Origin of the sequence: Sphingopyxis sp. (genome assembly GCF_040216815.1) — a bacterium.
Classification (GTDB): domain Bacteria; phylum Pseudomonadota; class Alphaproteobacteria; order Sphingomonadales; family Sphingomonadaceae; genus Sphingopyxis.
On sequence record NZ_JAVJOJ010000005.1, the window covers coordinates 147,328 to 167,092 of the forward strand.

At 63.7% G+C, this 19,765-nt stretch carries 19 protein-coding genes; 11 read left to right on the top strand and 8 right to left on the bottom strand.

Annotated features, from left to right (window positions below):
• Nucleotides 1-12: 12 nt before the first annotated feature.
• From RIA72_RS08205 to copC, 7 genes are all read right to left on the bottom strand, one after another.
• Nucleotides 13-642 (bottom strand): c-type cytochrome, encoded by a 630-nt coding sequence (locus RIA72_RS08205; RefSeq protein WP_053555656.1) that lies wholly within the window; start codon nt 640-642, stop codon nt 13-15.
• 257 nt (nt 643-899) lie between these two features.
• Complete coding sequence (locus RIA72_RS08210) at nt 900-1,376, bottom strand: YybH family protein (protein WP_053555655.1); 477 nt, start codon at nt 1,374-1,376, stop codon at nt 900-902.
• Between the two features lie 43 nt (nt 1,377-1,419).
• Nucleotides 1,420-3,741, bottom strand: coding sequence for a heavy metal translocating P-type ATPase (locus RIA72_RS08215; RefSeq protein WP_053555654.1), 2,322 nt, complete (start codon nt 3,739-3,741; stop codon nt 1,420-1,422).
• Nucleotides 3,742-3,907: 166 nt separating this feature from the next.
• Nucleotides 3,908-4,585, bottom strand: coding sequence for a class I SAM-dependent methyltransferase (locus RIA72_RS08220; protein WP_053555653.1), 678 nt, complete (start codon nt 4,583-4,585; stop codon nt 3,908-3,910).
• A gap of 137 nt (nt 4,586-4,722) precedes the next feature.
• A complete protein-coding gene (locus tag RIA72_RS08225; RefSeq protein WP_235527039.1) occupies nt 4,723-5,448 on the bottom strand; it encodes a helix-turn-helix domain-containing protein in 726 nt (241 codons plus the stop codon).
• A complete protein-coding gene (gene copD, locus RIA72_RS08230) occupies nt 5,445-6,413 on the bottom strand; it encodes a copper homeostasis membrane protein CopD (protein ID WP_053555652.1) in 969 nt (322 codons plus the stop codon). Before copD ends, RIA72_RS08225 begins: the two co-directional genes overlap by 4 nt.
• Nucleotides 6,414-6,419: 6 nt before the next feature.
• Nucleotides 6,420-6,809, bottom strand: a complete 390-nt coding sequence (copC, locus tag RIA72_RS08235; RefSeq protein ID WP_232003687.1) for a copper homeostasis periplasmic binding protein CopC — start codon at nt 6,807-6,809, stop codon at nt 6,420-6,422.
• Nucleotides 6,810-6,946: 137 nt separating this feature from the next.
• Here copC and RIA72_RS08240 point away from each other — a divergent pair, with 137 nt between their 5' ends.
• The 9 genes from RIA72_RS08240 (at nt 6,947) to RIA72_RS08280 (ending at nt 15,492) form a co-directional block, all read left to right on the top strand.
• Nucleotides 6,947-7,213: a hypothetical protein gene (locus RIA72_RS08240; RefSeq protein WP_003046403.1), complete on the top strand. Its 267-nt coding sequence runs from the start codon at nt 6,947-6,949 to the stop codon at nt 7,211-7,213.
• Nucleotides 7,214-7,215: 2 nt separating this feature from the next.
• The gene (locus tag RIA72_RS08245; protein ID WP_003046401.1) at nt 7,216-7,653 is read left to right on the top strand and encodes a periplasmic heavy metal sensor; all 438 of its coding nucleotides are present in this window, start codon (nt 7,216-7,218) and stop codon (nt 7,651-7,653) included.
• A complete protein-coding gene (locus RIA72_RS08250; RefSeq protein ID WP_067179814.1) occupies nt 7,650-8,234 on the top strand; it encodes an RNA polymerase sigma factor in 585 nt (194 codons plus the stop codon). Before RIA72_RS08245 ends, RIA72_RS08250 begins: the two co-directional genes overlap by 4 nt.
• Before the next feature lie 119 nt (nt 8,235-8,353).
• Nucleotides 8,354-10,189 carry a copper resistance system multicopper oxidase gene (locus RIA72_RS08255; protein WP_442800439.1) on the top strand — a complete coding sequence of 612 codons (1,836 nt, stop codon included), beginning with the start codon at nt 8,354-8,356 and terminating at the stop codon, nt 10,187-10,189.
• A complete protein-coding gene (locus RIA72_RS08260) occupies nt 10,186-11,397 on the top strand; it encodes a copper resistance protein B (RefSeq protein ID WP_003046391.1) in 1,212 nt (403 codons plus the stop codon). The genes RIA72_RS08255 and RIA72_RS08260 overlap by 4 nt, the downstream gene beginning before the upstream one ends.
• A 92-nt stretch (nt 11,398-11,489) precedes the next feature.
• Entirely contained in the window at nt 11,490-11,879 is a 390-nt protein-coding gene (locus tag RIA72_RS08265) for a DUF305 domain-containing protein (RefSeq protein ID WP_223181178.1), read from the top strand.
• A 58-nt stretch (nt 11,880-11,937) separates the two neighbouring features.
• Nucleotides 11,938-12,405 carry a DUF411 domain-containing protein gene (locus tag RIA72_RS08270; RefSeq protein WP_223181175.1) on the top strand — a complete coding sequence of 156 codons (468 nt, stop codon included), beginning with the start codon at nt 11,938-11,940 and terminating at the stop codon, nt 12,403-12,405.
• Between the two features lie 26 nt (nt 12,406-12,431).
• Nucleotides 12,432-12,779, top strand: a complete 348-nt coding sequence (locus RIA72_RS08275) for a hypothetical protein (protein ID WP_003046382.1) — start codon at nt 12,432-12,434, stop codon at nt 12,777-12,779.
• A gap of 241 nt (nt 12,780-13,020) precedes the next feature.
• The gene (locus tag RIA72_RS08280) at nt 13,021-15,492 is read left to right on the top strand and encodes a TonB-dependent receptor plug domain-containing protein (RefSeq protein ID WP_003046379.1); all 2,472 of its coding nucleotides are present in this window, start codon (nt 13,021-13,023) and stop codon (nt 15,490-15,492) included.
• A gap of 36 nt (nt 15,493-15,528) precedes the next feature.
• On the opposite strand, the gene RIA72_RS08285 is transcribed toward RIA72_RS08280, so the two are convergent.
• A complete protein-coding gene (locus RIA72_RS08285) occupies nt 15,529-16,434 on the bottom strand; it encodes a LysR substrate-binding domain-containing protein (RefSeq protein ID WP_003046376.1) in 906 nt (301 codons plus the stop codon).
• 55 nt (nt 16,435-16,489) lie between these two features.
• Here RIA72_RS08285 and RIA72_RS08290 point away from each other — a divergent pair, with 55 nt between their 5' ends.
• A complete protein-coding gene (locus RIA72_RS08290) occupies nt 16,490-17,560 on the top strand; it encodes an amino acid ABC transporter substrate-binding protein (protein ID WP_003046368.1) in 1,071 nt (356 codons plus the stop codon).
• Nucleotides 17,557-19,749, top strand: coding sequence for an ABC transporter permease subunit (locus RIA72_RS08295; protein WP_223181174.1), 2,193 nt, complete (start codon nt 17,557-17,559; stop codon nt 19,747-19,749). Before RIA72_RS08290 ends, RIA72_RS08295 begins: the two co-directional genes overlap by 4 nt.
• Nucleotides 19,750-19,765: the final 16 nt, after the last annotated feature.

The window sequence follows — 19,765 nt, forward strand, 5'->3', positions numbered from 1 at the left end:
TTGTCGATGAGGTCAGTGCCCTGCGTGTTCGCCCGCCTCGCTTGTTTCCTGACTCGCGGCCTTGGCCTCTGTCATGCCCTTCATCATCGCGTCATGGTCCATTGGCACATTCTGCGTCATTGCCTGATACTGAGCCGGCGACAGGCTTGGAAGTTGCCGGATGAACGCGACCATATCCCAGATAAGACGATCATCGTGCGTTTTTCCCCACGCCGGCATGGCGGTCATCTTGATTCCATGCTTGATGATCCAGAATTGCTCCGAGGCAGAACGATCCGAACCTTTGAACAAGATGGGCGCTTGCGGATACAGCCCCTGACTCATTTCGGTTTTTTCCATTCCGGGCGCCAGATGGCAGCCGCTGCACATCTCCGTGTATAGTCCGGCGCCCGATGCGATCCGCGCCGGAGCCGCCAAATCCGCCGGCACCGCGATCGATCCGGACCGGGCTGCGATGGATTGCTCCCTGAATGTTTCGATGACGCTGTAAGTCAGTCGGCTATGAGGTGCATCGGCCGCTATATTGTACAGGCCGAGATAGACGGTGATTGCTCCAGCGCCAGCTATGACGGCAACGGCCAGGAGCGTGAACGCCAAGCTAGGCATGTGCTTCCGGAAATCGAAGTTTCGAAAACGCTCCATCGTCTATCTCCCTCAAAACAAGCGTCGAGCTGTGAAGCCGAACGCGATGCAAAGGCTGTTCAACAGATGATACGCACCGCAACAGGTTTTCCCTTGTCGCAAAGGAGACAGGTGGTTTGCGTACTTGCCGCGTCGAGGTAATTCCGGGCGCCCCTTACTCGATCGGACTTATGCGTTTCGTTCAGGCGCGGGCTCGGCGAGGCCTCAGGGCCCGCCCGGGCCCGCGAGCCTCGGGGGCGAGCCCTTTCTTCACGCGATCAGGCGCCGCCCGCCGGCCGCACCTTGGGCTTGCGTGAGGAACTGTGCAGATTGACGATCTGCCACTTTCCGTTTTCCCATTTAAGGACGCTCGTTGCGACGCCGTCCCGCTCGATTGTTTCGCCGCTCGCGAGTACGATCGAGAAGCTATAGGTCTCGGTCGCGATCGCTACATCGCCTTCGCCCCGAACCGATATCTTGTAGTTGCGGAAGGCAAAGGATCTGAACTCCTTGAGTTCGGGACCGAGGTGATGGTCGCGATAGTGGGCGAAATTCCCTTCGACGCCGCCCGACTCGAATATCTGGGCGTCTGGCGAAAAGAGTGCCTCGACGCCGGTCAGGTCCCGCTTTTCCATCGCTGATTTATACTGCGCGAGCGCTGCCGCCGCGCCCTGATAATCCACAGGCTCGGTCGCCTGAGCCGGGACGGCCACCAGCATGGCCAATGTGATTGCTGTAATCGTCAGTCGTCTCATATCATTTCCCCTTATTGCGTCCGAACTTCTCCGGTGGTTTCGATCAGATTCTGGCAAAGCGCAGCCGCAACGAATTGGCGATGACGCTGACGGACGAGAGTGCCATCGCAGCGGCGGCAATGACCGGCGAGAGCAATAGTCCGAAGACCGGATAGAGCACGCCCGCAGCGACCGGAATCCCGGCGACATTATAGGCGAAAGCGAAGAAGAGATTCTGGCGGATGTTCGCCATCGTCGCATGGCTGAGATGCCGCGCCCGCACGATGCCCAGAAGGTCGCCGCGCAGCAGCGTCACACCCGCGCTTTCGATGGCGACATCGGTTCCCGAGCCCATCGCGATGCCGACGTCAGCGGCGGCGAGCGCGGGGGCGTCGTTGACCCCGTCGCCGGCCATCGCGACGATCCGGCCCTCTTCGCGCAGCCGCTGCACGACCGCACTCTTCTGGTCGGGGAGGACGTCGGCCTCAACGTCGTCGATGCCGAGGCGCCGCGCGATCGCCTCGGCGGTGACGCGATTGTCGCCGGTGAGCATGATGACCTTGATTCCGGCCTCGCGCAGCGCCGCGAGCGCGTCGCCCGTCGTTTCCTTGACGGGGTCGGCGATGGCGATGACCCCGGCCGCCTTGCCATTGACCGCGATGTAGATCGCCGTCGCGCCGTCTGTGCGAAGGCGGTCGGCTGCCTCGGTGAGCGCGCCCAGATCGACGTCATATTCTTCAAGAAAGCTCGCATTGCCGAGGACTATCGCCTTGTCGTCGACGACCCCGACGATACCCTTGCCGACCGGCTGGTCGACCCCCGATGGCTCGACCAGCGCGAGGCCCCGGTCCTCGGCGGCCTTGACGATCGCGGCCGCCAATGGATGTTCGCTGCTGCGCTCGAGGCTCGCGGCAATCCGGAGCAGATCCTGCTCTTCGAAGCCTTCGGCGACTTCGATGGCGACGACCGAGGGCCTGCCTTCGGTCAGCGTCCCGGTCTTGTCGACGACGAGGGTGTCGACCTTCTCCATCCGTTCAAGCGCCTCGGCATTTTTGATCAGCACGCCGGCTTCGGCGCCACGCCCCACGCCGACCATGATCGACATCGGCGTCGCGAGGCCGAGCGCGCAGGGGCAGGCGATGATGAGCACCGAGACGGCGGCGATAAGGCCGTAGGCCATGGCGGGCGCGGGGCCGAGAAGCGACCAGACAATGAAAGCGACGATGGCGACGACGATGACGCCGGGCACGAACCAGCCCGAAACGGTATCGGCGAGACGCTGGATCGGCGCCCGGCTGCGCTGCGCGTCGGCGACCATTTGTACGATCCGCGCGAGCATCGTGTCGCGCCCGACCTTCTCGCTGCGCATGAGCAGGCCGCCCGTCTGGTTGATCGTCCCGCCGATCAGCGCCGCGCCGGCCGCCTTGGTGACCGGCATCGATTCGCCCGTAACCATCGATTCGTCGACTGTGCCGCGGCCTTCTACGACGATGCCATCGACGGGGACTTTTTCGCCCGGACGGATGCGCAGCATGTCGCCGACCGCGACTTCCTCGAGCGCTACCTCCTCGTCGCTTCCATCGCTGCGGACGCGCCGGGCGAGCTTCGGTGTCAGGTCAAGGAGCGCGCGGATCGCGCCGCTCGTCGTTTCGCGGGCCCTGAGTTCGAGCACCTGCCCGAGTAGCACCAGGACCGTGATGACTGCGGCGGCCTCGAAATAGACCGCGACCGAACCATCGGCGGCGCGGAAGGCTGCCGGGAAGATTTGCGGGAGAATCGTCGCCATCATGCTGTAGCCCCAGGCAACGCCCGTCCCCATCGCTATGAGGGTGAACATGTTGAGGCTCTTGTTGCGGATCGAGAGCCAGGCGCGCTCGAAGAAGGGCCAGCCAGCCCATAGCACGACGGGGGTCGCGAGCAGCATCTGGATCCAGTTGTTCGTCTGGCGGCCGACATATTGGTGGAGGCCCGTCAGATGGCCGCCCATTTCGAGCGCAACCACCGGGAGGGCGAGAAGGAGCCCGATCCAGAAGCGCCGCCGCATATCGCGATATTCTTCGCTGGGGCCGTCCGATGCTGTCGGCATGACGGGCTCGAGTGCCATGCCGCAGATCGGGCAGCTTCCGGGGCCGGCGCGCTGGATTTCGGGATGCATCGGGCAGGTCCAGATGGCGCCTTCGGGTGCATCGGCTGCGGCCGGCTCGCTTTTTGCGGCATAAAGATCGGGATCGGCCTCGAATTTGGCGAGGCAGCCTGCGCTGCAGAAATAGTGATGCTTGCCGCTATGCGTCGCGGTGTGAGGTGTGGTGGCCGGATCGACCGTCATGCCGCAGACGGGATCGGTCGTGCTCCCGCTGCCTTTTTCTGCGCTCTGATGATCGTGCATCGCCGCCGCTCCCGTATGTGTCGGATGCCCGCCTCGCGGCGGGGCGGTCCAAACGCCACCGGTCGAGTTCGCCGCTGGCGTCGTTCCTGGCGGTTCCAGAATGGAGCCGCTTCTATCGATACGCAAGAAAGGCGATTATCCCTTGGATTTTCTTTGCCCTGTGCCGTCAGGTCCCGGGCTTTCGGGCCTCGATGATCGCGATCGCACCGGTTGGCGTGCGGAACGTCTCAAGTTCGCGAACATCGCAAAAGCCTGCCTCTCTCATCAGCACCGGGAGCAATCCATCGGCGTTGGGTTGGGTGTCCTGGACGCCGTCGAGCTGCTGGATCGTCAGGCGGAACAGCAACCGCATGAGGCGGCTGCGCTGTTCTCCATAGTCGGCGACATAGAGTTTGCCGCCCGGCGCGAGCACCTGCCGGGCCTCGCGTAGCAGACGTGCCTTTTCCTCAAGCCCGACCTGATGAAGGACGAGGCAGATCGCAATCTTGGAAGGCGAGGGCCAGTCATCGATCGCCGAAGCCGCGAAAAAGCCAACTCGAAACTCCGGCGGTGGAACAATCTGCGCGGTCTTCGTTCGGGCAATTCGCATCGCGGCCTCGTCGGGGTCGAAACCAAGATAGCGGACGTCCCGGCTATGGCGAGCGATCGCCAGCGCGAGATTTCCCGTACCCGAGCCGATATCGAGAATGACGTCACCCTCGCCGAGCGCCATATGGCGAACGAGACGGTCGCGCCACACGCGCTCGCGCGTCGTCACCGCGACGCCGAAATCATAAAAGGGCGTCAGGAAGTGATATCCTGCCGCTGGCGTGTAGGATCTTGCTACGGGTTTCGGGTCGGGCATGGCCGTCTCCTTTCGACGCTTTGGCTTGCCGCCGGATTGCGACCGCACTCGCCGGTCTCGAGGAGACGCTTAGGGGCAAGCAGGCGCGGCGGTCTTGAATGTTTCGCCGGAGCGACGCGGTGCGAGGCGCATCCGGCTCAGGACACGATTTCGAACGCGAAGGCGCTAAGGCCAGCCGAAGGCGTCACGCCTAGCCATTGAGCGCAGCGGCGCGTGAAGTGCGACTGATCGGCGAAGCCTCCCGCCGCCGCGGCGTCGGCGAGACCTCCGCCGCCGACCAGCGCCCGCACGGCGCGTTGAAGCTGGAGCCACTGCAGCAATTTGGCCGGAGGCACGCCGAAGTCGCGGCAGACGATTTCGCGAAGGCGCGAGGGCGAGAGGCAGGCGACGTCGGCCAATGCGCGCGCGGTCGACAAATCACTAGGGGCCGCGAGCGCCTCGGACAGGCGTGCATCCACCGGACGCACCTGCGACCGGTCGAGATAGTCGGACGCCCAGCGCTTCGCGTCCGCGCCGCTAGCGATATCGCATAGTCCGGCCGTCTCTACTGGTGTCAACAGGACGGGCGCCGATCCGGCGGACAGCCGCGCGTCGGCACGAAAAAGCGGGTCGAGATAAAATGATCGCACGAGGGCACCCGGCGGTCCCAGGCGGTGCCGGACATGCGATGCGATGGCAATGGCGTGTCCGGCAGGGACTATCATGTCGGCATCACCGGAAATTTCGAGGTCTCGTTCGACGGCGAGGCTGATCTGATGCGCCACATGGCTATGAGGACGGCTGCTCCCGATGCGTGCGTCAATCAACGCCCAGCCGGCCCCGAGCATGATCGAACCGGACCATGAGACGGTGCTGGCGGTCAAACCGGATCGACGGCGACGAAGGGTTCGAGCGTGCCGAACCAGGCGACCAGCGCGAGTATGGCGAGCGCGGCCGACGCTTCGATGACCAAGCTTCTGCGCATGGCTGCGATCGCGAGGTCGGGGTCGGCGGCGACATTGTCGGTATTGGTCTCCGGGACGGCGGCCGCGAGCGCCGGGGTCAGCTGCCAGCGGTTCGCCGCCGCGAGCGCTAACATCAGTCCGAACAGCGCAAGCTTGGCGAGGAGCAATTGTCCATAGGGCGAGCCGAGGGAGCGGCCGAGATTCTCGGCGCCGACGATCATCTGGCTGTTGACGAGGCCGGTGGCGGCGATGACGAGGACGCAGATCGTACCGACGCGCGAGAATTGATCGAGACTCCGCGACGCAATTTGGAGTCCCCCCGGCCATTCGCGGAGGCGCTGGGGCGAGATCAGCATAAGAAAGGCGCCGATTGCGCCGATCCAGACCGCCGCTGCGATCAGGTGCAATATGTCGCTGGCCCGATGCAGGGTGCCCGCCGCGCCCTCGGTCGCGCCCGCATGGCCCGACCAGACCAATGTCGCGACGGCGACCGAGCCGGCAAGAGTGAGTATGGCGGCTGCGATTGTCGGCCGGCGCGTCATCCAGACTGCCGCCGCCAACGCAACGAGCAGCGCGGCGCTCCGGTAGATCCAGGCCATGCCGACCTCGGTTTCGCGAACCAGATCCCAAAAGGGTTGGAACTCCAGGGAGAGGATGCCCACGCCCTGCATCGAGGCCGCGAGCACGCCCATTCCGAGGCTGGAGACGAGCAGCCCGATGGCGCAGAGCCATCGCTCTGCGCGCCAGATCGAGGCCATCATCGACTGCGGCGCAAGGCGTTCGCTCCGTGTCAGCGCAAAAAGCGGGAACGCAGCAAGGCCGGCGATGAGCATCAGGTCCGCATAAAGTGCGAACCTGATGCCGATCAGAACGGGGTCCCCCACCGTCTTTTACTTTACGGTGAAGCTGAATTCGCTGCCCATGCGGTGGGTATCAGCGCCCGCCGCCGACCATGTGACCTTGTAGGTTCCGGCTGTCAGCGGCCGCTTGAGCATCAGCATCGCCGACTTGCCCTCTTTGCCCATCATCGACGAGTAAGGCACCTTCATCGGGGCATGATTGGCCATGCCGGGCATGCCGGTCATGACCAGCTCGGTCTTGAGGGTCGAGGCGACGATCTTTTCGTTGAACTGAAGATTGACCGACGTGACCTTCGAAACGGTCGAATTGGCGGCGGGCGTCGAGCTGACGAGCTTGGTGTGCGCGCTTGCCGTGGCCGGCATGAGAAGCAGAGCGAAAGCCGCCGCTGCAGAGGGGAGAAGAGACTTGAACATGAACACCTCCAAATGCGTGTCTGTCCTGCTAATACGCAGGATATCGGCATGGCCCTCAAATATTCCGGAATAATATTCTGGTGTGAGGGGTGAGGCGCTTCGGCGCGTATGTACAATGATGGAAAGGTTTGAAGAGACGATCGATGGATAAGGAGCTTCGCATTTTGAACAGGATCGATCTGCCCGCAGCGCTCGATGCGCTCGATGATCGCATCATGGGCGCATTGGCGATCCGCCGGCGCGAAGCGGTAGCGATGCGCCGCCTGATGGCGCTCGCGGCCTTTGTCTCGCTCGGCGGCGGTGTCTTTGCGGGGAGTGCGATTTCCCAGCCGGCGGTCGCGGCAAGCCCCCTGACCCCATTCGGCCCGCCTAGCGCATTGGTGCCTTCCACCTTGCTGGATGTACAGTAGCGATGCCGTCGCGCCGTCTTCTTCTCTTGGGGCTCATTGCCTTCGCCGCGGCGATTGCCGGCGTGTTCATCGGCCGTCTGGTGGCCGATGCGCCCAAAGCCAGCGAAACCGAACTTCATGCGCTTCTCCACGGCCAACTCGACCTGACCCCGGAGCAGGAAAAGAAACTCGAGCGGATCGAAGCCGACTTCGCCGGTCGCCGCCAGGCGCTCGAACTCGAGATGCGCGCCGCCAATGTCCGGCTCGCGCAGGCGATCGAAGCCGAGCATGGCTATGGACCGCGCGTCACCGAGGCGATCGACGAGACGCATGAGGTGATGGGGACATTGCAGAAGGAAACGCTCCAGCATCTCTTCGCGATGCGCGGGGTTCTCAACCCCGATCAAGCGGAAATGTTCGACAAGAGCGTGGTCAAGGCGCTGACCGCCGATGCGCGGTGAGCGCCGATCTATCGCAATGTAGCGACCAGGATCTGGCGGCCTTTGCGCGCGCGCACCGCGAAGACGCCTATCGCGAGTTGCTGCGCCGTTACAAAACGGGCGTCTACCGGCTCATCGTAAAGCAGATCGGCGATGCCGACGAGGCGATGGATCTGACGCAAGAGACGTTCGTCTCCGGCTTTTCGGCGCTCGATCGCTATGATGGCGAACGCCCCTTCCGCACATGGATCGCCCGTATCGCGCTCAACAAATGTCGCGACTGGGCACGACGGCGAAAGGTGCGCGCCTTTTTCTCCCGCGCGCTCCCGCTCGAAAATGCGCATCACGTAGCAAGCGATGGTCCTGGGCCCGATTCCGCGGCGACCGACAGGCGAGAGCTCGCCAAGGTTCGCGGGGCGATCGATCAGCTGCCGCAGAATTTGCGCGAAGTGTTGCTCCTCCGCGGTGTCGACGAGGTCAGCCAGGCCGAAACAGCGGTCATTTTGCGCGTCAGCGAGAAAACAGTCGAAACGCGCCTCTATCGAGCGCGGACCAGGCTCCGGGAATTGCTCGCGGGAACATCTGCGAGCGCCGAGGGTTGAGGGTTCGACCGCTCGTTCAGGCGGCATCTCCTCATCGTCCGGCATTTTTATTGAGGGGCAGCCGTGCCGCCTGCGTATAGCTTTAGGAACAGTCAGTAACGGTCGGAAAGAATATGCAGATGGAAAGGCGTCGGTTCGTCAGTGGAGCTTTGGGTGGAGGGGCTGCTGCGGCGATGGCCGCATGGTTCCCGGCCTGGGCCCAGTCGGTGTCGTCCGGCATCACCGCGCCGCTTCCGACCGTATCCGGCAATGACATAACGCTGCGCATCGCCCGGCAGACGATGCGGATCGACGGCAAGGTCAGCCGCGCGATCGGGATCAACGGCACCGTGCCCGCGCCGCTCGTCCGTCTAAAGGAAGGGCAGACAGCGCGCCTGACCGTCGTCAACGATCTCGACGAGGACAGCTCGATCCACTGGCACGGGCTGATCCTGCCGTTCCAGATGGACGGCGTGCCCGGCGTCAGCTTCCCCGGCATCAAGCCGCGCTCGAAGTTTGTCTATGAATTCCCGGTCGTTCAATCGGGGACTTATTGGTATCACAGCCATTCGGGGCTTCAGGAACAGCTCGGCCATTATGGCCCGATCGTCATCGATCCCGCGGGCGCCGACCCGATCGGCTACGATCGCGAGCATGTCGTCGTCCTGTCCGACCACAGTCAATTGTCGCCCGAGGCGATCTTCCGCAAGCTCAAGGTCAATCCCGGCCATTTCAACATGCAGCGCCAGACGCTGGCGGGCCTGCTCGCCGGCAAGGATCAACCGCTCAAGGAGCGGATCGATTGGGGCAAGATGCGGATGGACCCGACCGACGTCGCCGACGTCAATGGTTCGACCTACACCTTCCTCGTCAACGGCCATGGTCCGCGCGACAACTGGACCGCGCTCTTCAGCCCGGGCGAGCGGGTACGCCTGCGTATCGTCAATGCGTCGGCGATGACGATCTTCAACGTCCGCATCCCGGGCCTCAGGATGACTGTCGTCCAGGCTGACGGGCTCAATGTCGTGCCGACCGAGATCGACGAATTCCAGATCGCGGTTGCCGAAACCTATGACGTCATCGTGACCCCGGTCGAGGACCGTGCTTATACGCTCGTTGCCGAGGCCAATGACCGCTCGGGCATGGGACGCGCGACGCTCGCACCGCGCGCTGGCATGGTCGCCGAGGTGCCGCCGCTCCGCGAACGGCCGCTCGCGACCATGAAGGACATGGGCATGGGCGACATGTCGGGCGGCGCGATGGCGGGTATGGACCATTCGGGCGGCGATATGGGCGCCATGCCCATGCCGGCGAGCGACCCTTCTTGTCCTCCCGAACATGCCAAGATGGGCCATTGTACGCCAGCGGGGGAAAGCGGCGCGATGGCGGGCATGGATCATGGATCTGGCGGAGGCATGCAGCACAGCATGCGCGACTTCAGTGTCGCGCCGCAGGTCAAGCGCGATCCCAGCGTTCAGACGATCTCGCCGATGCCGATGGATCGCATGGGCGAGCCGGGGCAGGGACTGGAGAATGTCGGGCACAAGGTGCTGACCTACCATGACCTTGTCGCGCTCGAGCGCAACCCCGATACCCGCGCCGCCTCGCGCTCGCTCGACATCCATCTGACCGGCAATATGGAACGCTTCATGTGGTCGTTCGACGGCATCAAGATGTCCGACTATCACGAGCCCATCCCCTTCATCGAGGGAGAGCGCGTGCGGATCAACCTCATCAACGATTCGATGATGAGCCACCCCATCCACCTCCACGGCCATTTTTTCGAACTGGTGACGGGCAAGGGCGACCGGTCGCCGCGCAAGCATACGGTGCTTGTCCAGCCGGGCGGCATCGCGAGCTTCGATTTCACCGCCGACGCGCTCGGCGACTGGGCGTTCCATTGCCACCTTCTCTATCACATGCACGCGGGGATGATGCGCGTCGTCAGCGTCCGTCCGAAGGGAGACGGCGAATGACCCGGGTCGCGCTTCTCCTCGCGGGTATCGCCCCGCTGGCCTTTGCTGTGCCCGCCGCGGCGCAGTCGATGGATCATTCGATGCATGGTGCGGCGCCCGCGCCGACACCCGCTCCCTCGCCAACGCCAGCACCCGTAGCGCAGTCCGCGCCCGAAGCGCCCGCCGAAGGGTCGATGGAGCAGATGGACCATGGGAACATGCAGGGCATGGACATGGAACCCGAGGCTTCAAGCTGCCCGCCCGAACATGCGGCGATGGGTCATTGTACGCCTGAGGCGGAAGCTCCAGGCAAGGGCGCTTCGGACATGGGTGCGATGGATCATGGCGCACCGCAGCCGTCCGATCCCGATTGCCCGCCCGAACATGCCAAAATGGGCCATTGCACCCCGAAGGGCGGATCTGCGGACGCGATGGCGGGAATGGAAGGCATGGCGACCACGAGCAGCGCTAGCGGCACCGATTTGCCGCCGGGCGATGCTACCGCGCCTGCGCCTCCCGGCGACTGGTATGCCGATCGCATTTATCCCCAAGCCGAAATGGAGCATTCGCGCCACGACATGATGAAAGAGAATGGTGCGCAGACCATCGCTTTCATCAGCTTCAACCTTGCCGAATATCAGGCGCGCAAGGGCCGCGACGGGTTCCGCTGGGACGGTGAGGCTTGGTACGGCGGCGACATTAACCGGCTGACGATCAAGAGCGAAGGCGAGGGCGTGTTCGGCGAAGGCATCGAGAGCGCCGAGGTACAGGCGCTCTACAGCCGGGCGATCGGACCCTATTTCAACGCGCAGGCGGGTATCAGGCAGGATCTTGGGCCCGGCCCCGACCGCACCTATGCGACGATCGGCTTCGAGGGGCTCGCCCCCTATTGGTTCGAAGTCGAGGGCGCGCTGTTTCTTTCGAACAAGGGTGATCTGCTCGCCCGGCTCGAAGGCTATTACGACCAGCGCATCACCCAGAAACTGATCCTCCAGCCGATGGCGGAGGTCAATTTTGCGCTCCAGGATGTCCCCGAGACCGGCGTTGGTTCGGGGCTTTCGGATTTCGAGCTCGGGCTTCGCCTGCGTTACGAGGTCGTGAAGGAATTCGCGCCTTATGTCGGCGTCGAATGGGCGCGCAAGGTCGGCGATACCGCGCGTTTTGCCCGCGCCGCGGGCGAGGATGCGAGCGGCGTCAGCTTCGTGATGGGGGTGCGGGCCTGGTTCTAGAAGTTTCGCGGGGTGGCGACACGTCGAGGAGAAATGCCGTGAAACCAGCCTATCGCAGCCTCGCGCTGCAGACGATCGTCAGCGGCGTCATCATGTATCTGGTGATGTTCGTCATGATCGACCGCCTCTCGAGCTTCTACAATAATCTCAACATGCTCTACATGACGCTGATGATGGTCTCGCCGATGGTCGTGCTGATGATCGTCGCAATGCCGGGCATGTTCCCGTCGAAACGTCTCAATACGTTCCTGCTGCTGGGATCGGCAGTTGCCTTCTTCGGGAGCTTCGGGCTCATCCGGACACAGACGACGATCGGCGACACGGCCTTCTTGCGTTCGATGATCCCGCATCACTCGGGCGCGATCCTCATGTGTGAACAGGCTTCTCTCAAAGATGCCGAGATACGCGAACTCTGCCGCGGCATCATCGCGGGGCAGGCGGCCGAAATCGAACAGATGAAATCCATTCTCGCGAGGAAATGACATGAAAAATCTGATGACGCGCCGTCATCTTTTCGGCCTGATTGCGGTCGGATCGGGGATGGCGCTTGCGGCATGCAATTCTGCCTCGGGCCCGGCGGCGACCAGCGATAAGAATGGCGCGGCGCCCGCGCCGGGCGCCGAGACGTCCAGCCCCAAGCGAATGCTCGTTTATCGCGATCCCGAATGCGGCTGCTGCGAAGCTTGGGCGGATATCGCACGCAAGGCCGGTTATGATGTGACTGTCGAGAACCGCGCTGACATGGCCGCCGTAAAGACGCGATATGGTGTGCCTGGCCAGCTGGCGTCGTGCCACACGGCCGTGATCGGCGGCTATGCGATCGAGGGTCATGTGCCGATGCGGCATGTTGCGAGACTCCTCCACGACAAGCCACGCGACATTCGCGGAATCGCCGTGCCCGGCATGCCGCGCGGTTCTCCGGGAATGGAAATGCCGGACGGAAGCGCGGACGCATTCGAAGTGATGGCATTCGGCAGCGACGGCAAGGTTTCTGAATTCCGCGCATGACCTGCCGACACGAAGAGGAGACAGATATGACGAGATTCATTCCCCTAGCGAGCGCCGCCGCGCTGATATTTGCTCTGGCAGGATGCGGCACTGAGCCCGCGCAGCAGAGCGACGTCACACCGGAACAGAGTGAGGTCACTGCCGGTGAGCCGCCCGCAATGGTCGAGACCATGCCCGTAGCGGACGAGCCGCCCGCCGCGTCTGCCCCGGCGGCGCCGACCGAAGAAGCGATGCCTCCGGAGAAATCCCGCCCCAAGCAAGAACCCGCCGCGAAGGCCGCTGTGCCGCCGCGGGCAAAGGCCGCGCCGGAAGCGCCGAAACCTGTCGAACCCGAACCCGATCCTCATGCCGGGCACGATATGGACAAAAAATAAGGAGCATGTGCCGACGCGGCATGTCGCCCGGGCGGTCGAGGACAAGCTGCGCGAAGTGTCCGGCATCGCCGCGCCCGGCATGCCGCGCGGTCGGGCGCTGCTCGATGCCGCAGCGAGAGATATAACCATATGGAATAACCATCTCGTTTATAGCGATGAGTGGTGATTATTTCTGGTCATGCCAAGGCCGCGAAGATAGCTCGGTGGCGAAGCCGAGAGCTTTCGCAAATGGGAGGGGACCATGAGAAAATTGCTTCGCACGAGTGGCTCGATTATCGCCGTCCTGGCAGGCATGTCGGCCGCCGCCGCCTTCGCGCAGGATAACGCCAAAGAGGCGCCGGGGCCAGGCGCGTCGCAGGGCGAAATCGTCGTGACGGGTACGCGGCGGAACGATCTCAAGGCGGCCGATTCCGCTCAGCCGATCGACATCATCACCGGTGCCGAACTGCTCGAAAAGGGCACGGCCGACATGAATGATCTCCTGCGCACCGAGGTCCCGTCGCTCAATGTCCAGCGCCTCGTCAGCAACGACGGCGCCGTTTTTACCCGGCCCTTCTCGCTGCGCGGCCTGCCGCCGGACCAGACGCTGGTGCTCGTGAATGGCAAGCGGCGCCATCGCGGCGCGACGGTCCAGTTCACCAATGTTCCCTATATCCGGGGATCGCAGGGACCCGATCTTTCGGCGATCCCGTCGATCGCGATCGGCCAGCTCGAGGTTCTGCGTGACGGCGCGTCGGCGCTCTATGGATCGGATGCGATCGCCGGCGTCCTCAATTTCGGTCTGCGCCGCGACCGCGAAGGCGGATTGCTGATCGCCCGCTATGGCCAATTCTATAAGGGCGACGGCGAGGATTTCCTCGTCCAGGGCAATGTCGGGCTTCCCTTCACCGACGCCGGTTTCGTCAACATCAGCGGCGAATATGTGAACGCCAGCACGACGTCGCGCGGCATTCAGCGTCCCGACGCGCAGGCGCTCATCGATGCCGGCGTTCAGGATGTCCCGGTCCCGGCGCAGCGCTGGGGAAATCCCGAATCCGAGGCGGCGCGCATCTTCGTCAATGCCGGCATCGAACTGTCGGACGAGATGGAATTCTACACCTTCGGCAACTATAGCTGGAGCCGCGGCACGACGGCCTTCTTTTACCGCAACCCGGATGCCAGCTTCATTTCCACCTCGATTCCGCTCACCAATACGCCCGGAGGACAGCGGTTCAGCTTCCGCCAGCTCTTTCCCGGCGGTTTCACCCCGGATTTCGGTGCCACGGTGACCGATGCGGCGCTGGCGGCCGGCCTCAAGGGCGAATTCTCCTCGGGCCTGACCTATGACCTCAGCGCTTCCTATGGTCAGAACCATGCTTCCTACCGGATCGAAAATACGGTCAATCCGTCGCTTGGCCTCGCGTCGCCGACCTCCTTCAAGCCGGGGCAGCTCGAGCAGCGCGAACTCGCTTTCAATCTCGATCTCACTTACCCCATCGCGATCGGCACCTCCGATCCGCTGACGCTTGCAGGCGGTCTCGAGTATCGGCGCGAGACATATGAGATCACGGCCGGCGACATCGCATCATGGCAGGTTGGTCCTTTCGCGTCGGTCATCGATCCCGATACCGGAAACCGCGTCGGACTGCCGGTCGGCTCGAACGGCTTCCCGGGCTTCAGTCCCATCCAGGCGGGCGAGTTCGCGCGCAGCAACTGGGCCGCCTATACGTCGCTCGAAGGCAATCTCACCGACGCGCTCCAGTTCGGCCTTGCCGGCCGCTACGAGAATTACTCGGACTTCGGCTCGAAATTCACCTGGAAGATCAACGGGCGATATGATTTCTCGGACGTCTTCGCGGTGCGCGGATCGGTCAACACCGGCTTTCGGGCGCCGACGCCGGGCCAGTCGAACGCCTCGCAGGTCCAGACCAACATCGACTCGATAACCGGGGCGCCGCTGACCGCAGGCATTATCGCGCCCAACAATCCGGTGGCGCAATTCTTCGGCGCGACGCCGCTTCGGCCCGAGAATTCGTTCAACGTCGCCGGCGGCATCGTGGTGAAGCCCTCCAATCGCATCACCTTCACGCTCGACTATTTCAACATCAAGGTCGAAGACCGGATCGCCGTATCGGGCAATTTCAATCTCACCCCGGCGCAGCGTGCGCAGCTCGCGGCGCTTGGCATTCCCGGTGGGGATTCCTTCCAGCAGGTGAGCTTCTTCACCAATTCCTTCGACAGCCGCACCCAGGGCGTCGATGCGGTGCTCACCGTGGGCTTCGACCTCGGCGACGGCAAGGCCACGCTCGGCCTCAACGGCAACTATACCAAAACCGATGTCATCAAGGCCTCGCCGGTGATCACTGCGGACCGCGAGCGGCTGCTCGAACTCGAGGGCTTCGTTCCGAAGTGGAAGGGCAATGCGTCCTTCACTTATGCGGGCGAGCGCTTCGGCTTCGTCGCGCGCGCGAACTATTATGGCAAATGGACCGACTATGGCGCCGCACCGGCTGCCGACCAGACGGGCGGCGCCGAACTGCTGGTCGATCTCGAGCTGTCCTACAAGGTTAGCGACATGCTCAAGCTCGCGGTCGGCGGCGAGAATATCTTCGACAATTACCCCGACGTCGAGGCGCGGCAATCCCAGATCAACAACGGGATCCGATATCTCCGCTTCGCGCCGACGGGGTTCAACGGGGGCTTCTGGTACGTCCGCGCGACCGCCTCCTTCTGATCGGTGGCCGTGAGGGCCGTGCGGCGTCTTGTGTCTTCAGCTGGCGTCGGAGCCGAACATCGCGTCGCGGTGGGATTCGAGCACCGCGATAAAGGCCGCAGCGACTTGGGACATCGGCCTCAACTTCGGCGTGAAGAGCATATATTCGAAATGGACCTCCGGCGCGAAATCACGGACCGTAAGGCCCCGCTCGGCATAATCCGCTGCGGTCACGGGGTTGAGAATCGAACATCCGACCCCCTGCATGACAAGCGCGCAGATGGTCATCGCATATTGGGTTTCGATGACCATCTCGCGGTGGACGCCCGCGTCCTCGAAAATGCGGTCGATGCGGTGACGCACGCCGTCCTCGAGCGCGAGCGAAATGAAGGGCTCGCCCTCGAGATCGGCCGGCCGGATGACGTCCTTGACGGCCAAGCGGTGGCCGGCAGGGAGAACGCAGGCGCCGGGGCAGCGCAGGAAGCGCTCCATCCTTATGCCGGGCAATTCGCGCGCCGGCGTCGCGAGCCCGATGTCGAACTGCTGGTTCGCCATCCATTGCCGCACCGTCGAGGAACTGCGGGTCTGGAGCTGAACGGTGACGCCGGGATGTGTCTCGCGAAAGGCCGCGATCACACGCGGCAGGAAACTGACCGCGAGCGCCGGAAGGGCGGCGATCCGGAGCGTGCCGGTCGCCATGTTGCGGATGTCTTCCGCTACCCGCTTCAGGGCCGCAATGCCCGAGAAGCTCCGCTCGACTTCGTAGAAAAAGGCGTCGGCTTCGGGCGTCACGGTGAGCGCGCTGCCGCGCGAACGCAGGAAGAGCTGAAAGCCCAGCTGATGCTCGAGCTCGGCAAGCATCTTGCTCACCGCGGGTTGCGACAGGTTGAGCGACTGCGCGGCCTGGGTGACCGATCCCGAGAGCATCACGGCCCTGAAGGCTTCGAGGTGACGCAGGTTCATCGGACATCGCTCCCTATAGCTATTTCTTATGGCGCTAGCATTGAAAGCCTCGTTTATGAATAGGTCGCACGCATCGCGCCGCTGGTTACCGGCGCTGCTCGCCGCAGGCGCCCTGTTACTCGGCGGCTGCGGCCGCGAGCCCGCCGGCACCGGTGGGCATGAAATCGCCGCGGCGAAGGGATCGACGCTTGCGCGGATTCGCGCGCGCGGAACGCTCAATTGCGCAATTCATACGGGGCAGCTCGGCATGTCCTATCTCGACAAACGCGGACGCTGGCAGGGCTTCTTCGTCGATTACTGCCGGGCGCTCGCCGCTGCGGTCCTCGGCGATGCCCGCAAGGTCCGGTTCATGCCGGTCGCCTCGAACAAGCGCTTCACGATCGTGCAGACGGGCGAGGCCGACGTCCTGTCGCGGACGACGACATGGACGCTGACGCGCGACACCGACCTCGGGGTGAATTTCGTCGGCACCATGTATTATGACGGGCAGAGCTTCCTGGTGCCCCGGCGATCGGGTGTGCGGCTTCCGACGGATCTCGATGGCGCATCGATCTGCATCACCAAGGGGACGACCTCCGAACTCAACACCGCCGAATATTTCGAGCGCAAGGGGCTGCGTTTCCAGTCCGTCGTGTTCGAGAATCCCGAGGAAGCCAAGCTCGCCTTCTTTGCCGGGCGGTGCGACGCAATGACCACCGATGCCTTCACGCTGACGGTGATCCGCCTGGCCGACACCGCGCATCCCGACGATTATGTGGTGCTGCCCGAGCGGCTCACCAAAGAACCGGTCGGCCCAGTCGTGCGCAGCGACGACGAGCAATGGTACGAGATCAACAAATGGGTGCTGAACGCGCTCTTCGCTGCCGAGGAAATGGGGGTCACCCGCGCGAATGCCGCGCGCATGCGGATGGCCTCGCGCGACCCTGAAGTGCGCAAGATGCTCGGCGGCTTGCCCGGATTCGGCAAGTCGCTCGGCCTTGACGATGACTGGGCGTACCGGGCAATCGAGGCGACCGGCAATTATGGCGAAATCTTCGACCGGCACATTACGCCGCTCGGCGTCGAACGCGGACAGAATAAGCTCTATCGGGACGGCGGGCTGATCTACCCGTTGCCGATGCGATGACTCATAAACACAGGCGGCTTGCCATCGCTGCGTTACCCTGGCTGCTGATCGCGGGCGGGCTTGTGGTCGCCTACGGCCTGTTTGCGACATTGGCGGACAATCTCGCGGACCGAAACATCCGGACGGGGTTCGGTTTCCTGTTCGACCGGGCGGGTTTCGCGATTGGCGAAACGCTGATTGCTTACGCGCCGGGCGATTCCTATGCCGCGGCGCTGGCGGTGGGTCTTCTCAACACGCTCCTGATATCGGCGCTCGGCATCATCTTCTCGACCTTGCTCGGCCTCGCGGTCTGCATGGCGCGCCTGTCGTCCAACTGGCTGCTTGCGAGGCTCTCCGGCCTTTATATCGAGCTGGTTCGCAATATTCCGCTGCTGCTCCAGATGTTCGTCTGGTACGCCGCGCTGCTGTTCGGTCTGCCCGGACCCGGCCCGGGCGCCGTCGGACCGTTCGACCTCGATAATCGGGGATTGCACCTCCCCGCGCTCTCCTTGGCCGATCCGGGACGGCCGGTCTTTCTCATCGCGATCGTCGCCTGTGCGATCCTGCTGGGTGCCGTGCGGCGAGGAGCCGTTCGCACGCGCACTGCGCTGGCCTTCGCCGGCATCTCCCTGGTGCCGCTCTTGCTGTGGGGCGGGATCGATCTGCCGCGGGCGGGGCGCTTCGGAACCGTCGGCGGATTGTCGCTCTCCACGGAGTTTCTGACGCTGGTCGCCAGCCTTTCGGTCTATGCCTCGGCCTATCTGGCCGAGATATTCCGCGGCGCGATCCTCGCCGTTCCCGCAGGGCAGAGCGAGGCCGCCAAAGCGCTCGGCCTGTCGCCCGCGCAAACAATGGGACGGATCGTGATGCCGCAAGCGCTGCGCATCGCCATACCGCCGATGACGAGCTGGCATCTCAACACGATCAAGAACAGCTCCCTGGGGGTCGCGATCGGATATCCCGAATTTGTCTCGGTGGTCGATACCGTCATCAGTCAGACAGGGCAGGCGATCGAGGGCGTCGGCCTGATCGTCGCGACCTTCCTGCTGCTTTCGCTATCCTTGTCGTTCGTCACCGGCCTCTATGCCCGCCAGTTGGGCTGGAGCGTCGCCGGGCAGCCCGGCCGGAGCATCCAGTCGGCGCCCCTCGAACCCTTTCCGCTGCGCTCGGCGACCGCCTGGCCGTCGTGGATACGGCGCAATCTGTTCAGAGGAGGACGCCAGTCGATACTCACCATCGCGATCCTCGCCATGACCGCGGCTTTCGCCGGCAAGGGGCTCTCGTGGCTGCTGTTCGACGCGACCTTCGCCGGGGGCGCGGCCGATTGCCGTTTGGCCAGCGGTGCTTGCTGGCCATTCCTCCGCGAAAATGCGCGGCTGATATTGTTTGGCACCTATCCCGAAGCCGAGCAGTGGCGGTCCGCAGCAGCGGCGGCCGCGCTGCTTTCATGCCTTGCCTTCTCCTTCGTCCCGCGATTCTGGCGCAGCCGCCTCGGGCTTGTCTGGCTCGGCGCAATCGCCGTGGCGGTACTTCTGCTACGAGGAGGATTCGCGGGCCTTTCCTATGTCCCGATGGAGAAGTGGAGCGGCCTGCCGGTCACATTGCTGCTCGCGAGCCTTGCGGTGGTCGGCGCTTTTCCATTGGCTATACTCCTCGCGTTCGGCCGCAGGTCGGCGCGGCGCGGCATTCGCTGGCCGAGCGTCGCCTTCATCGAGCTGGTTCGCGGAACGCCGCTGATCGGAGTGCTCTTCCTCGCTGCGGTCCTGTTCCCGCTGTTCGTGCCCTCCTATCTCTCGATCGACAGCCTGCCGCGCGTCCAGCTCGCGCTCATATTCTTCACTGCCGCCTATATGGCCGAGGTCATCCGGGGCGGCCTGCTGGCGGTTCCCGTCGGGCAAGCCGAGGCCGCGCATGCTCTTGGCCTCACCAAATGGCAGGCGCGGCGCCATATCCTGTTGCCGCAGGCGCTGAAAGTCAGCGTGCCGGGGCTGGTCAACACTTCGATCAGCGAGGTCAAGAACACGACGCTCGTCCTCATCGTCGGCGTCTTCGATTTGTTGCAGACGACCCGCCTCTCCTACGTCGAGGCGCAATGGCGACCCTATTTCGCCGAAGCCTATCTTTTTACCGGGACAATCTTTTTCCTCCTCTGTTTCTCCCTGTCCCGGCTCAGCATGAAGATCGAACGGAAACTAAACTATGCAGGATAATCACGACAGAAAATGG

What these genes read in the sequence shown, in the direction of transcription:
- RIA72_RS08205 (WP_053555656.1), bottom strand. Translation starts at nt 642, where the DNA reads ATGGAGCGTTTTCGAAACTTCGATTTCCGGAAGCACATGCCTAGCTTG.
- RIA72_RS08210 (WP_053555655.1), bottom strand. Translation starts at nt 1,376, where the DNA reads ATGAGACGACTGACGATTACAGCAATCACATTGGCCATGCTGGTGGCC.
- RIA72_RS08215 (WP_053555654.1), bottom strand. Translation starts at nt 3,741, where the DNA reads ATGCACGATCATCAGAGCGCAGAAAAAGGCAGCGGGAGCACGACCGAT.
- RIA72_RS08220 (WP_053555653.1), bottom strand. Translation starts at nt 4,585, where the DNA reads ATGCCCGACCCGAAACCCGTAGCAAGATCCTACACGCCAGCGGCAGGA.
- RIA72_RS08240 (WP_003046403.1), top strand. Translation starts at nt 6,947, where the DNA reads ATGGATAAGGAGCTTCGCATTTTGAACAGGATCGATCTGCCCGCAGCG.
- RIA72_RS08245 (WP_003046401.1), top strand. Translation starts at nt 7,216, where the DNA reads ATGCCGTCGCGCCGTCTTCTTCTCTTGGGGCTCATTGCCTTCGCCGCG.
- RIA72_RS08255 (WP_442800439.1), top strand. Translation starts at nt 8,354, where the DNA reads ATGGAAAGGCGTCGGTTCGTCAGTGGAGCTTTGGGTGGAGGGGCTGCT.
- RIA72_RS08260 (WP_003046391.1), top strand. Translation starts at nt 10,186, where the DNA reads ATGACCCGGGTCGCGCTTCTCCTCGCGGGTATCGCCCCGCTGGCCTTT.
- RIA72_RS08265 (WP_223181178.1), top strand. Translation starts at nt 11,490, where the DNA reads ATGTATCTGGTGATGTTCGTCATGATCGACCGCCTCTCGAGCTTCTAC.
- RIA72_RS08270 (WP_223181175.1), top strand. Translation starts at nt 11,938, where the DNA reads ATGGCGCTTGCGGCATGCAATTCTGCCTCGGGCCCGGCGGCGACCAGC.
- RIA72_RS08275 (WP_003046382.1), top strand. Translation starts at nt 12,432, where the DNA reads ATGACGAGATTCATTCCCCTAGCGAGCGCCGCCGCGCTGATATTTGCT.
- RIA72_RS08280 (WP_003046379.1), top strand. Translation starts at nt 13,021, where the DNA reads ATGAGAAAATTGCTTCGCACGAGTGGCTCGATTATCGCCGTCCTGGCA.
- RIA72_RS08285 (WP_003046376.1), bottom strand. Translation starts at nt 16,434, where the DNA reads ATGAACCTGCGTCACCTCGAAGCCTTCAGGGCCGTGATGCTCTCGGGA.
- RIA72_RS08290 (WP_003046368.1), top strand. Translation starts at nt 16,490, where the DNA reads ATGAATAGGTCGCACGCATCGCGCCGCTGGTTACCGGCGCTGCTCGCC.
- RIA72_RS08295 (WP_223181174.1), top strand. Translation starts at nt 17,557, where the DNA reads ATGACTCATAAACACAGGCGGCTTGCCATCGCTGCGTTACCCTGGCTG.